12 protein-coding genes, 1 tRNA gene, 2 rRNA genes and 1 pseudogene (1 of these 16 only partly in view) are annotated in these 13,311 nt (G+C 55.9%); 9 read left to right on the top strand and 7 right to left on the bottom strand.

Annotated features, from left to right (window positions below; genetic code table 11):
* The 9 genes from ACE2AA_RS00315 to ACE2AA_RS00355 all read left to right on the top strand — a co-directional run.
* A 23S ribosomal RNA gene (locus ACE2AA_RS00315) occupies positions 1 to 2,304 on the top strand; it begins 437 nt to the left of the window's first position.
* Positions 2,305 to 2,415: 111 nt separating this feature from the next.
* Positions 2,416 to 2,531 (top strand): 5S ribosomal RNA (gene rrf, locus ACE2AA_RS00320).
* 21 nt (positions 2,532 to 2,552) lie between these two features.
* Positions 2,553 to 2,629: transfer RNA gene (locus ACE2AA_RS00325), tRNA-Met, on the top strand.
* 304 nt (positions 2,630 to 2,933) lie between these two features.
* Positions 2,934 to 3,455 carry a sigma-70 family RNA polymerase sigma factor gene (locus ACE2AA_RS00330; RefSeq protein ID WP_395370564.1) on the top strand — a complete coding sequence of 174 codons (522 nt, stop codon included), beginning with the start codon at positions 2,934 to 2,936 and terminating at the stop codon, positions 3,453 to 3,455.
* Between the two features lie 107 nt (positions 3,456 to 3,562).
* Entirely contained in the window at positions 3,563 to 4,567 is a 1,005-nt protein-coding gene (locus tag ACE2AA_RS00335) for a FecR family protein (RefSeq protein WP_395370565.1), read from the top strand.
* A 150-nt stretch (positions 4,568 to 4,717) separates the two neighbouring features.
* Positions 4,718 to 5,500, top strand: a complete 783-nt coding sequence (locus ACE2AA_RS00340; RefSeq protein ID WP_395370567.1) for a secretin and TonB N-terminal domain-containing protein — start codon at positions 4,718 to 4,720, stop codon at positions 5,498 to 5,500.
* Positions 5,431 to 7,254, top strand: coding sequence for a TonB-dependent siderophore receptor (locus tag ACE2AA_RS00345; RefSeq protein ID WP_395370569.1), 1,824 nt, complete (start codon positions 5,431 to 5,433; stop codon positions 7,252 to 7,254). Before ACE2AA_RS00340 ends, ACE2AA_RS00345 begins: the two co-directional genes overlap by 70 nt.
* A gap of 232 nt (positions 7,255 to 7,486) precedes the next feature.
* Complete coding sequence (locus tag ACE2AA_RS00350) at positions 7,487 to 7,693, top strand: transcriptional regulator domain-containing protein (RefSeq protein ID WP_395369804.1); 207 nt, start codon at positions 7,487 to 7,489, stop codon at positions 7,691 to 7,693.
* 40 nt (positions 7,694 to 7,733) lie between these two features.
* Positions 7,734 to 8,234: a DNA -binding domain-containing protein gene (locus ACE2AA_RS00355; protein ID WP_395369803.1), complete on the top strand. Its 501-nt coding sequence runs from the start codon at positions 7,734 to 7,736 to the stop codon at positions 8,232 to 8,234.
* Positions 8,235 to 8,255: 21 nt separating this feature from the next.
* Here ACE2AA_RS00355 and ACE2AA_RS00360 read toward each other — a convergent pair whose 3' ends face one another.
* The 7 genes and pseudogenes from ACE2AA_RS00360 to ACE2AA_RS00390 all read right to left on the bottom strand — a co-directional run bounded on the left by ACE2AA_RS00360 (position 8,256) and on the right by ACE2AA_RS00390 (position 13,208).
* A complete protein-coding gene (locus ACE2AA_RS00360) occupies positions 8,256 to 8,708 on the bottom strand; it encodes a CopG family transcriptional regulator (protein ID WP_395369801.1) in 453 nt (150 codons plus the stop codon).
* 115 nt (positions 8,709 to 8,823) lie between these two features.
* Positions 8,824 to 10,620 carry a relaxase/mobilization nuclease domain-containing protein gene (locus ACE2AA_RS00365; RefSeq protein ID WP_395369799.1) on the bottom strand — a complete coding sequence of 599 codons (1,797 nt, stop codon included), beginning with the start codon at positions 10,618 to 10,620 and terminating at the stop codon, positions 8,824 to 8,826.
* Positions 10,621 to 10,864: 244 nt separating this feature from the next.
* A complete protein-coding gene (locus ACE2AA_RS00370) occupies positions 10,865 to 11,542 on the bottom strand; it encodes a lytic transglycosylase domain-containing protein (RefSeq protein WP_395369798.1) in 678 nt (225 codons plus the stop codon).
* Positions 11,529 to 11,867 (bottom strand): annotated as a pseudogene (locus tag ACE2AA_RS00375) (DUF736 domain-containing protein). Before ACE2AA_RS00375 ends, ACE2AA_RS00370 begins: the two are co-directional and overlap by 14 nt.
* On the bottom strand, positions 11,864 to 12,394 hold the full coding sequence (locus tag ACE2AA_RS00380) for a S26 family signal peptidase (RefSeq protein ID WP_395370570.1): 531 nt from the start codon (positions 12,392 to 12,394) through the stop codon (positions 11,864 to 11,866). The pseudogene ACE2AA_RS00375 and the gene ACE2AA_RS00380 overlap by 4 nt, the downstream one beginning before the upstream one ends.
* A complete protein-coding gene (locus ACE2AA_RS00385; RefSeq protein ID WP_395372057.1) occupies positions 12,391 to 12,876 on the bottom strand; it encodes a DUF2840 domain-containing protein in 486 nt (161 codons plus the stop codon). The genes ACE2AA_RS00380 and ACE2AA_RS00385 overlap by 4 nt, the downstream gene beginning before the upstream one ends.
* Positions 12,877 to 12,881: 5 nt before the next feature.
* On the bottom strand, positions 12,882 to 13,208 hold the full coding sequence (locus ACE2AA_RS00390) for a helix-turn-helix domain-containing protein (protein WP_395370572.1): 327 nt from the start codon (positions 13,206 to 13,208) through the stop codon (positions 12,882 to 12,884).
* Between the last annotated feature and the right edge of the window lie 103 nt (positions 13,209 to 13,311).

Below are 13,311 nucleotides of genomic sequence, written 5' to 3' on the forward strand. Positions count from 1 at the left end.
AACAAGTACCGTGAGGGAAAGGTGAAAAGCACCCCGACGAGGGGAGTGAAAGAGACCTGAAACCGAATGCCTACAAGCAGTCGGAGCCTCTTATGGGGTGACGGCGTACCTTTTGTATAATGGGTCAGCGAGTTTCTGTTTGCAGCAAGCTTAAGCCGATAGGTGTAGGCGCAGCGAAAGCGAGTCTGAATAGGGCGACGAGTTGCTGGCAGAAGACCCGAAACCGAGTGATCTAGCCATGGCCAGGCTGAAGGTGCGGTAACACGCACTGGAGGGCCGAACCCACGCCTGTTGAAAAAGTCGGGGATGAGCTGTGGCTAGGGGTGAAAGGCCAATCAAACTCGGAAATAGCTGGTTCTCCGCGAAATCTATTGAGGTAGACCGTCTGGTATTACCCCGGGGGGTAGAGCACTGGATGGGCTAGGGGGGCCCAAAGCCTTACCAAACCTAACCAAACTCCGAATACCCGGAAGTATGAGCCAGGCAGACAGACAGTGGGTGCTAAGGTCCATTGTCGAGAGGGAAACAGCCCAGACCACCAGCTAAGGCCCCCAAATCGTGGCTAAGTGGGAAAGGATGTGGGGATTCCAAAACAACCAGGAGGTTGGCTTAGAAGCAGCCATCCTTTAAAGAAAGCGTAATAGCTCACTGGTCTAATAGAAACCCTGCGCCGAAAATGTAACGGGGCTCAAGCCACGTGCCGAAGCTGTGGGTGCATACTATGTATGCGCGGTAGCGGAGCGTTCCGTAGGTCTGTGAAGGAGACGGGGTGACCCTCTCTGGAGATATCGGAAGTGCGAATGCTGACATGAGTAGCGACAAACAGTGCGAGAAACACTGTCGCCGAAAGTCCAAGGGTTCCTGCGCAAGGTTAATCCGCGCAGGGTGAGCCGGCCCCTAAGGCGAGGGCGAAAGCCGTAGTCGATGGAAACCGGGCAAATATTCCCGGGCCTGCCAGAAGTGACGAATACAATATGTTGTCGGGTCTTATCGGATTGATCCGGCTTTTGGAGTATTCCAGGAAATAGCTCTGGCATATAGACCGTACCCGAAACCGACACAGGTGGACTGGTAGAGAATACCAAGGCGCTTGAGAGAACGATGCTGAAGGAACTAGGCAAATTACTTGCGTAACTTCGGGATAAGCAAGACCCGTCAGTGGGCAACCATTGGCGGGTGGCACAGACCAGGGGGTAGCGACTGTTTAGTAAAAACACAGGGCTGTGCGAAGTCGAGAGACGACGTATACGGCCTGACGCCTGCCCGGTGCCGGAAGGTTAAGAGGAGGTGTGCAAGCACCGAATTGAAGCCCCGGTAAACGGCGGCCGTAACTATAACGGTCCTAAGGTAGCGAAATTCCTTGTCGGGTAAGTTCCGACCTGCACGAATGGCGTAACGACTTCCCCGCTGTCTCCAGCATCGGCTCAGCGAAATTGAATTCCCCGTGAAGATGCGGGGTACCCGCGGTCAGACGGAAAGACCCTATGAACCTTTACTGCAGCTTTGCAGTGGCATCAGAGACATTCTGTGTAGGATAGGTGGGAGGCTTTGAAACCGGGGCGCCAGTTCCGGTGGAGCCATCCTTGAAATACCACCCTGACTGTTTCTGATGTCTAACCGAGGCCTGTTAGCCAGGTCCGGGACCCTGCATGGTGGGCAGTTTGACTGGGGCGGTCGCCTCCCAAAGTGTAACGGAGGCGCGCGATGGTGGGCTCAGGCCGGTCGGAAACCGGCTGTCGAGTGCAATGGCATAAGCCCGCCTGACTGTGAGAGTGACAGCTCGATCAGAGACGAAAGTCGGCCATAGTGATCCGGTGGTCCCGCGTGGAAGGGCCATCGCTCAACGGATAAAAGGTACTCTAGGGATAACAGGCTGATCTCCCCCAAGAGTCCACATCGACGGGGAGGTTTGGCACCTCGATGTCGGCTCATCACATCCTGGGGCTGGAGCAGGTCCCAAGGGTTCGGCTGTTCGCCGATTAAAGTGGTACGTGAGCTGGGTTTAGAACGTCGTGAGACAGTTCGGTCCCTATCTGCCGTGGGTGTTGGAGACTTGAGAGGATTTGTCCCTAGTACGAGAGGACCGGGATGAACATACCTCTGGTGCACCGGTTGTCGCGCCAGCGGCACAGCCGGGTAGCTAAGTGTGGACGGGATAACCGCTGAAAGCATCTAAGCGGGAAACCCACCTCAAAACAAGGTCTCCCCGAGGGCCGTGATAGACCATCACGTCAATAGGCCAGGTGTGGAAGCGCAGTAATGCGTGCAGCTAACTGGTCCTAATCGCCCAACAGGCTCATTCCATCGCCACAACAGTGGCAACACACATGCACAGCAGTCATCCACTCTTCAATACTTACAAAAAGCACCAACCCATCACATCCTCTCAGCCCCTAACCAGGGATGACTGGATGACCTGGTGGCCATGGCGGGGAATGATCCACCCGATCCCATCCCGAACTCGGCCGTGAAACACCCCAGCGCCCATGATACTGTGCCTTAAGGCACGGGAAAGTCGGTCGCCGCCAGGTCTTCCAGTCACCCCTCACCACCGCGGGGTGGAGCAGCCCGGTAGCTCGTCAGGCTCATAACCTGAAGGTCATAGGTTCAAATCCTATCCCCGCAACCAAAATTACCAAACAAAATCAAGTAGTTAGCCCGCTCATAGAGCGGGCTTTCTGCGTTCTAACACACCAACTAGAATCATATAGGAATCAAACGGCGGAGAAATCTCGCGTAGCAACGCTGCGCGCGAGGCGCGCCAGAAGAGGGCGGGTAAGGGAAGGAATCGGCCCAAGCCGCCCAGCGCAGGGCCGATCCGCGAACCTTCTCCTTGCCTTCCAATCCGTCCTCACGCAGCTACCAAATAAGAATGGTTCTTAATGTGGTGAAGCGGATTCGTATGACCGCGTGATGAAGTGGACAGCGCACCTTTGGACAGCGAGAAGGACAATCTGAGCCTGTTCGTGCAGAACCGTAAACGGCTGGTCGACTATGCGACCACTGTCACGGGGACTACGACGCAAAGCGAGGATATCGTTCAGGAAGCGTGGGTTCGTTTCTCGACTGTCTCTCAGGCTGATCCGAATTTTGTTCGTGAACCGTTACGCTATCTCTTTCGCATTGTCCGAAATATTGCTCTTGATGGCAGACGGGCACATATCAGCCGTAGCCGTTATGTGATCTCTGACAATGGAAGCGAGACAACTCATCTTCAACCAGATGAGCGGGCTGTTCCGGAAGTCGAGATTCTGCATCGCCAGCAACTGGCCATTGTGCGGGATGCTCTTGCAGAACTCCCAGAGCGCACAAGAATAGCCGTGGAATTGCACCGTCTTGAAGGATTGAAGACCAGGGAGGTGGCCGCACGGTTGGGAATCTCTGTAACACGTGCCCATACTCTGATCGCCGAAGGCGTTGCCCATTGCCGGAGACGCCTGAAGTCGTTCCAGTAAATCATTATAGAAAAAAATCTACGCTGCTTCGTTTATGAAGTAGGGACTGACTTCGTCCATGTTCGGACATGTGACGGCCAACATGATGCTTGAGTATCGGGAGAGGGATGACGGCAGGGATAGAGAGCGAAGACGAACGGGCAATAAGGGAAGCAACTGACTGGCTTATCTTTTTGGAAGATGAGCCTGATGATCCCGATCTTCGCACCCGTTTCGCTGAATGGCTTTTCGCTCACCCAGCCAATAGAAAAGCCTGGACCGAGACTGCACAAGCCTATGATCTGATTGGTCCCGCAGCGGCGAATGAAGGTGCTGCCATCCGTGTATTTGAAGCGCGAGACGTAGCGGACGAGGTGGCTCCTCTGCCATCGCAGCGCATCCTATCGAGGCGAATGGTTCCGGTAGTTGGTGCAGGGATGGCGCTCGCCGCCTGTCTCGTCCTACTGATAGCTCCGAGCGCTTTTCTTTGGTGGCAAGCTGATTATACCACAGGCACGGCCCAACAACAGTCGATCCGGCTCGCAGATGGTACAGACGTAGAGCTAGCTCCTCAGAGTGCTATTGCCGTGGATTATAAAGGGTCACAACGGTATATTCGTCTTTTGAAAGGTCGTGCTTTTTTTGAAGTGACACATGACGCAACGCGCCCGTTTGCCGTGGATGCTCATAGTGTCCGCACGATAGATATTGGCACTGCGTTTGAAGTCGGCTTCGGGGCGGATAGTACGGATGTTGCGGTTGCGCAGGGGGCTGTGCAGGTAGACGCTTCTCCGTCTTTTGGGGTTTCAGAGCATTTGCAGGCGGGACAGGCGATCCACGTAGGCTGGAAGGGCGGTTTCCATCGTACGAATGTTGACGGGACCGAAATCGCCTCATGGAGACATGGGCAGTTGATCGCTAATGATCAGCCGGTGGCTGATGTGGTGGAAAAACTTCGTCCCTACTTCAAAGGGATGATTGTGCTTGCCAGTTCAGACTTCGCTGCACGGCGGGTTACAGGGGTTTATGACCTGAATAACCCACTCGGAGCCCTGCACGCCTTGGCGCAAGCCCATGAGGGCGTAGCCGTAAGGCGTATGACGCCTTGGTTTGTCATTATCTCCGATTTCTAATTTTTTCGCATCCGATCATAAAAAAGAGGGAAAAATTTTTCTCGGCACCCGTCGCTCAAGTAGGGGATGAAACTGCAATGCAGTCGCATTAACGACACGTCCCCTGCTACGTAAAGCACAGTAAGGGAAACAATGCCGTTGCGACGGAACGTGAGTGTCGGTGCTGACCGAAAAATTATAGCTGCAATTCTGATGACAAGCTCGGCACTGGCTTCTGTTGCCGGAGCACCAGGCGCTTTTGCTCAAATGGTGGTTTCATCTGCGATGACTGCCGATCAATCAAAAAGCTTTTCTATTCCTGCGGGATCTCTTGCGAAGGCGCTAACGTCTTTCGGAGCGCAGTCTGGAAAGCAGGTTTCGGTTGAGACGCCTGTGATTCAGGGACTATCGTCTCCCGGTGTAGCCGGGCGCATTACTGCGCAGCAGGCACTGGTGCAGTTGCTTGCGGGCACAGGTCTGACCTATCGTTTTTCAGGAAATATTGTGACGCTTGTGAAAGCATCAGTCAACATTACCCTTGGTCCGGTCCGTGTCGGCGGCTCCGTTGCACATCAAGATCCTACTGGTCCGGGCGTTGGATATGTTGCAGAAAATACGATGTCTGCGACCAAAACAAACACATCTATTATGGAGATACCAAATTCAATTCATGTAGTGACTAAGAAGTTAATAGTCGATCAACAGCCACAAACAATTGCCCAAGCTCTGCGTTATGTGCCCGGTATATATGCAGAAAGCTATGGCACTCACGATACAGGTTCGGCGAGTGATGGTCAAAGTTCCATTAAACAACGTGGTTTTAGCACTACACAATTTATCGATGGTCTCATGGGGCCTCAGGGGCATCTGGAGAGACTGCATTTGTGGAGCGAATTGAAGCTGTTAACGGACCAGCATCAGTTATGTATGGACAAACGACACCGGGCGGCATGATAGGTATCACTTTAAAGAAACCCACAGAAACGCCTCTTCATGAAATTTCTGTGGGTTTCGGCAATTGGGGGCGTTACGAAGGAACTTTCGACTATAGTGATAAAGTGAATAAGTCAGGAACAGTTCGATTCCGAGTGGCAGGTATAGGAGTAACTCAAGGTATCCAGACAAATCATGTTCAATATCAACGTTTAGGGATTCTGCCTTCTTTAACGTGGGATATTGATAAAAATACTTCATGGACGCTTGTCGGAATGTATAAGTACACTCCAAATAACGGGGTAGATAATGCGCGACCAATTCGCGGTACGTTAATTACAAGTTCTGATATTCCTCGGATTTCACGTAGCACATTTCTAGGTCTGCCCGATTTTAACTCATACAGCAAAACAGATGCCATGTTGGAATCACAGTTCCACCACAGCTTCAACAAATTCCTTAATTTTGATCAGACGTTTCGTTGGGATCATTCTAACGCAAAGACACAATATTCGTATTTCGGGTCAGCAGTAGATGCAGACACAATAAAAATTCGTCCCGAAATATCGAAGCAATCACTAAATACTATACAATTTGATACAAGGTTTAGTGGTTCATTTAAAATTGGAAAGGTTAAAAACACATGGGTTGTTGGAAATGATTTTCGAGATTATAGCTACAACACAGATTCTGCTTTTGACCAGCAGAGTGATGTTCCTATTTCCATAAATGTTTATAATCCACAATCTAATTATATACCTTGCTTTAGCATTCGGTCAGGGAAATGTGCCGGAACAGATACCGTAGCACCTTATGATTTTTTTCAAGAAGGTATTTATTTTCAAGATCAAATTAAATGGAAAGGCCTATCCGTCCTCCTAGGAGGACGCCAAGATTGGGTTAACTTTCATTATCATGATACCACGTACACGAGTGACGGTACTGGCAATGTAACCCAATCTTCTGATAAAAAAGCGCCTCAGCCACAGTCAGCATTCACGTGGAGGGGGGGTATAATTTACAATTTTAATTTTGGACTTGCTCCATACTTTAGTTATTCAACATCGTTTGTTCCTCAAACATCTACGGACTATCTCGGTCATCCCTTTTCACCTTTAACAGGAAAGCAGCTTGAGGCCGGTCTAAAATATAAAGTCCCTTATAAAGATATTCTGATCACGGCAGCGGCATTTGATATTACGGAGAATCATTATTTGATCGAAGATTTGGTCCATGACAGCGAGAAGGATGCAGGAACCGTTAGATCCCGTGGTTTCGAAGTCTCGGCTAATGCAAATATCACAAAAGACCTTCGTTTGATTGCATCTTATAGTTATACGGATACCAGATTTGGAAAATCGAATCTTACAGATAACGCATTTTGTCCTTCATCAGGTAAGGCATGTAGCCCAATCATAGAGCGAGCTGAGGAAGGAAAAGCTGTCCCACGTATTCCCCGCAATATGTTTTCCATTTTTGCAGACTATGCTGTTCCATCTAATATAGTGCAAGGTTTTGGTATTAACTGGGGTATGAGATACGTTGGGTTTACATACGGAGACAATATTGAATCATACAAAGTCCCTGCATATTTTTTGTTTGATATTGGTGCTCACTATGATTTTGGAAAACGTTTTAGAAGTTTGAATGGATTAAAAGCACAAATTACTATTTCTAATTTAACAAATAAATACTATGTCGCGGGATGTGCGAGCGGTGTCTGTAATCTGGGAGAGGGTCGAAAGGTATATGGAAATTTGACCTATAATTGGTGAAAATTCACTGCACTGAACTAAAGAATTTGTTCTCCATTACCTTACCTTTCGTCTCCATGCCAAACTCGTTGGATAACAAGGCGCAACATGCGTGGAGTGTCCCTGCAATTTTCATAAGGTCATGCCGCAAGGCGTGAGAACTCAATGTAACCAGAAACGCGGAGCCACCTGACAGGTGCGGTGTGTTTTGTCGCACCCGGTCGGCGGCTTTCCAGCCGAGAGGACCATCCCCATGCCACTGGACATCTGGCATTCCGAGGCCGATCTGGCCATCCTCAGAACCCTCCCGGCCTCCGCCCTTGCCGGGGCCTTCATGCGGCGCTGGTCCCGCTATGTCAGCGATTATCATGATATTTTGCAGCGGGCCGGGGCCAGCACCAACCCCTCGCTTCTGTGGGCGGCGTTCCGGGACCGATGGAGGTTACGTTTTTGTCCATGATCCTGACATCCCTATAACCCGAAAACCCGTGATCTGGCGCATGGAAGATACAACAAGGATCATCAGCCTGACGGATGCCCCTCGGGGTTTTACCAATCTCCGGTCGCTGGATTTCGAGGCTATGGGCCGCATCCTGTTCGACAGCGAGGACGACGTGGGGCGCTCCGTCACCGTGACCGGTTCCTTCGGGACATTTTTCTTCCTGCTGGATGATCCGGCCGCCGCAAAGCGGCCTGCGGTCGTGATCCCGATCGACCCGCATTACCGAAGTCGCTGGTATGAGGCCGGGCGTTTCGTGGCCCATCATCTGGGTTTCAGACTGCCTGCCCGTGTTCCTCCGATGATAACGCCGTTTCGGTCCCTGCATCGGGCCGGTGCCGATGAACGTCGCATTGCCGCCGTGCTGCTTGATCCCCGCGCTCTGACCATGTCCTGGAACGAATGGCGCGATCATACATGGCGCAGGACTGCCAAGGACTGGCGCGATGAAGGCCTCGCCCTGGTTGAGGGCGGCTATCTCAAACTGCTGCTTGAGGGGTGATGTCACCCACGGGGACGAGCGCTATGCTTTGGGTGACGCAGCATCGGCCCTGTCAGAGGGGCGCTGACGCATGGCGGGAATATCGAGCGGGATGTCATCCCGGAAAGACCGCCCCTGAGACAGCCGTCGCCCCAGCGTGTCCAGAAACCGCGCAAACCGTTCCTGTCCCAGCGCATTAGCGGCGGCCTGCGCCTCGGCTGGCAGGGACGGCATCTGGCCCAGCCAGAAGCGGATGAACAGGGCATGCGTTTCCAGCGCGATCATCAGGTCACGCTCCTGCCGCTGCATCTGACGTGTCAGCCGGTCCAGCCGCCGTGTCAGGGCCGCTTCGGTTTTCTCCGCGCTGTCGGGTGACAGGAGCGAGGCGACCGCGGCCTCCACCACGGCGGAGCGCGTCACCTTCCGGCGTGTGGCAAGGTCACCGATCTGCGAGATCATGGCGACGGGCAGGGAGACGTTCAGGCGGTCACGCATGGAAATCCTCCATGAAAAGTCATGATGTGACCGAACGATTTTTTCAGAAACAAGATCGAAATCGGGTTTGTCGTATCGGGGCGAGCCATGACGTAAAAGGAACGGGCAACGTGGTTTACATGCTGATCCCGAGATCGCGTTTGCGCTCATGTCGCCAGTCGACTCCCCCGTCATCGCGGGCGACCCCATCGACATAGCGGTCGTGCTGCTTCTCCAGAGACGGCGCCCAGGGCACAAGCTGGAAGCCGAGGCCATTGTCGATCATGGCGAAGCGCCCCGAGGACAGGCTGAGGCGTTTCACATACTGGCCGGTGACAAAGTTGCCTGAAATGCTGCGCTCATAGGTCAGCCCGCTTTCCTTCGCGAGTTTCGCGCCCACCAGATCGAGTTCCTGCTGACGTAATGTCGTCAGGAGGTTGCGTTGGTAGCGGACGGACCCATCCTGTTGGAATGACGCCAGCCCGCGATCCGTGAGATGGCGGGTGCGCTCCTGCATGGCCTGCCGCACCTCGGCCCCGAAACCTGTGCGGGCGAGGTCCATGGGCTGGCGCTTCACAAGTCGATGATCCAGCCATGTGGCACCCGGCGCTTTGACCTGGGCGGCAAGGTCCAGATCGGAACGCGCGGACAGCACCAGATAGTCCTTGCCGCTGTTCTTGCCGGTGACGGTCCGCACCTCAACGATGCCGCCATCGGGCGGGGCGTCGCGGAAGGCTTCGACGCCGGGGAAGCGGACATGATGCACATGCCCGTCCGTGGCGTCGATTACGGCATAGGCTTCGCCTGTCAGTTCATTGTGCAACCCGCGCTCCAGCAACCGCCCCGTCAAGGCGATGGGCTGATCACGCCCGGAGATCACGTAATCGCCGGGGGACATCGCCCGATCCCGGCTTCGTTCCGTCATGGCGCGGTGCATGGTTTTGATAATGTCCCCTCGCGCGCCCATCTCGCGCAGCGTGTCTTCCATGCCGGGCGTGAGCGACCAGCGTCCCGGTCCTGCTGATGGGGCCAGTCCCATGCGTTCCAGTGTCTGCGCCCTGCCGGTGAGAAGGGCGCGATGCGTCGCATTTTGCCCGAGGTAATGAGTGGCCCCGGCGTCAGCCCGCAGGTCCACGATGCCCAGATCATCGGCATGATGCTGCAATTCGGCATCAAGGCGTGTCCAGCGTTCCGCCGTGACATCCTGGCGCAGCGCAGCCTCAATCTCGTGTTCGGCGCGTGGGCCAAGCTCCAGCGACACCAGATCCTCCGCCCGCGAGCGCAGCCCGTGGCTGATATAGTCGCGGGCGATCACCAGATCAGCCCCGGCCTGGTCCACACCGCGCACGATCAGATGGACATGCGGATTGTCGGTGTTCCAGTGCGACACGGCGGCCCAGTCCAGCCGCGTGCCGAGATCGGCTTCCATCTGTTGCACGAGGTCGCGGGTAAAACCGTCGAGGTCCGTCATCTCCGGCGCGTCCTCGGGCGAGATGATGAAGCGGAAATGATGCCGGTCGTCCCGGCAACGGGCAGCAAAACCCTGTGCATCCATCTCCTGACCATCCGGCCCGAACAGATGCGCTTTCTCGCCGTCGCGGGTGACACCATCCCGGCGCAGATAGGCGAGGTGATCGGCCAGCGATCCGGGACGCGCGCCGCGCCCGGTCTGTCGTACCACGCGGGCCTTCACCGTGACGCGGCGATGGGCGTCGAACAGGCGGCTTCTGCCAAACCGGGAATGGCCCCGCCCGAAGGTCGAGGGGCCGGAGCGCGGACCGCTGCCTTCTCCCTTTCCGGGGCTGCCGCTACTGCCTCCGCCCGCGCGGCGGGAAGCATGGAGCACCTGCGCCAGAAAGCTCCGGGACCGGGCACTGCTTCCCTTGCTTCGAATGCGGCCCGGACGGACCCGGAAATCCTCGTCACGGGCCATCAGAACCTTCCTGTGCAGGAAAACCCCGCAGGAGAGCAGGACATAATCCAAAACCCTGCACACGACCGACCCAACCTGCACACAGGAAGGCAAGGCGCGCCTGCGCTTTGTCGCCCGACGTGGCAGGCCGTTTTATCTTGCCCTCTTAATTCTTCATGTTTCCCGATCTGCCCAACACCCGGCACATTCCCGAAATGCTTCCGATGGGACGACAGTTTTCCCCTCTCATGCCGTAAATCCCCTGTCACGGCGGGCTCCTTTGCGAAACGGAGACGAACAGGCCATGAGGCGGGGCCACAAATCGCATCACGTGATCAGAAACGGGCATCACCTCGGGCGCGTTCTGGATGACGGTTTGGGATGCAAACGGACCGACAAAAAGCCGATTTCCAGATGGCATTTCGGCGTGCGATTGATTGACAAAACTCGCATCAGAAATCGCGCTGCCAATCGACTCTCCAAGCAGCAGGCGGATGACTCTGGAAACGTATTTTTTCGTCTCGTCGGGCAGCGTTTTCCCTGCTGTCAGAAACTGCTCATACCGCCCCGGCCCGGCATTATAGGCGGCCAGAAAACCCGCATCGCCGTAGCGGTCATGCAACCGGCGAAGATACGCCGCACCTGCGACGATATTGTCGTGCGGATCGTATGGATCGGCTCCAAGATTCAACGCCGCGCGCAGTTCCCGCCATGTGTCGGGCATGATCTGCATGAGGCCCATAGCGCCCCTGGGTGATACCGCAGAAGCATCACCCTGACTCTCGGCGCGCATCACCGCCGTGATCCAAGCGGGCGGGATGCTCGCCCGCGTGGCCGCCTCGTTGACATAGGCATCGAACGGCGCGGCGCTGGCAGTCTGCACGGGCATTGCCATCCCACCGCAGACCACCAGCAGACCGAGCGCTTTTTTAACGTGATGCATAACGCGGATCGGGACGGTTCCAGATCAGCCGGAAACTGTCGGAACCGTCGCGGTCGGGCATCAGCCGGGCACCCAACGGAGAGACGAACAGCGGGTCGTCGATCAGCACGGCAAGCCACAGACCGAAGCGCTCGTTCTGTCGCACCTAGGCGCAGCCAACCTGCGCGGCATCATCCTCCAGACCACGCAGGACGCGATAATCGGGAGCGTTTTCGGATGTGCGGTTTTCGTTCGGAACGATGGAGAGATCGTCGGCCATCAGGAAGGTGGTGATCTGCCCGAAAAATCCGTTGGTCGTATGCGTGAACGTGCCAAGATGGATCATGGCCGGTCTCCATTGATATGAGGGGACGGAAGCCAAAGCGGGACCGCGCGCCCGATCACAGTGCTTGCTGGGAGCGGACCGAAATACCGCCCGTCGAGGCTGCGCGGTTCCGCCGGGTTCATGACAAAAATCTCGCCGGGCGAGAGACGATGACAGCCCTGCCAGACGGGCAACGGGCGTCCACGATGATCGCTGTCGAGCGCGTCGCCAGCATGTGCGCCGTCGATGCTGATGGTGTTTTTTACCCTGCACACGTCTTGCCCCGGCAATGCCGCGACGGGTTTCAGCAAGGGCACGCCGAACGGCAGATAGCCCCGCTTTGCCAGCAGCAGCGCCAGTCGATCGGGCAACCGGATCGCGGCGATATCCCCGATGTGCAGCGCGCTGCCAGGACGCACCCGATACAGCCCGACCGGGACGCTGGCCGTCTCGTTCCACAACAGCCGGGGCGCAACATGCACAGCGGCGGACGCGCCAACCGCCAGTACGATGAAATACGTGCCGAAGAACCAGGTGCGCCGGGTCATGATGCGAGTCTCCTGCGCGCCAGCCATGCCTTGTGCATGGCGCGCGTATAGGGACGGGAGGCTACATTGGTGGCGATGCGCCCATTGAGGGCGCGCCAGTGATCGGGACAGATGTCGGCGGGGTGCAGCCCCAGTTCCTCAATGGCGTCGATTTCTTCCAGCACGCGCCGGACCTTGGGCCAGCCGGACACATCGAGCAGCAATTCGCCGCCAGGGCGTACGAAAGGTACGGTCTGGAAGGCGGCCCCCGGTTCTACCACGCGCACGATGTCGAAGCAGGAGACAACGGTCCCGTAATCGTTGGCGGTCCACCGGATGAAGCCGAATACGCTGCCCGGCGTGAAGGCGACCAGACGGCGGCGTTTGTCCAGCACCTTGTCTGAGACCGGCTGACCAAAACGCAGCCAGTGTTCGACGCGCTTCTGGATGAAGGTCAGTTCCACCGTGGTCAGGCCGAACAGGGCGTCGTCGGAGGCGTCCATGTCGGTCATGACCTGTTCCTCCATGACGCCCGGTTACGGAGTGCGGCGACAAAGTTTTCATCGGAGGTGCTGTTGCAGCGGTGACGTTGCAGCCAGTCCTCGACATCCTGTCGGGAGTAGAGGACACGGGTGCCGATCTTCAGGAACGGTGGCCCGTCGCCAATGCAGCGGTATTTTTCCAGGGTGCGGATGGATACACCGATCAGATCAGCGGCTTCGCCACTGCGCAGATAGGGGCGCTGGATACGGGCCGGTGCGGTCAGGGCGCGCGGGGGCGTCTGTGTTGCCGGGGCCGGGGACTGTTCCGGCTTTGGTTCGGGTCTCGTGGTCATGGAAACCTCCCTTGTCGATGCGGTCCGCTTCGGGGGTGAAGCGGTGCCGGTAAGGGGAGGCTGACGGGAAAAATGTTGTCTGGGAGTGGAGGATATGACGTGC

Source organism: Komagataeibacter diospyri, assembly GCF_043995075.1.
Lineage (GTDB): Bacteria > Pseudomonadota > Alphaproteobacteria > Acetobacterales > Acetobacteraceae > Komagataeibacter > Komagataeibacter diospyri.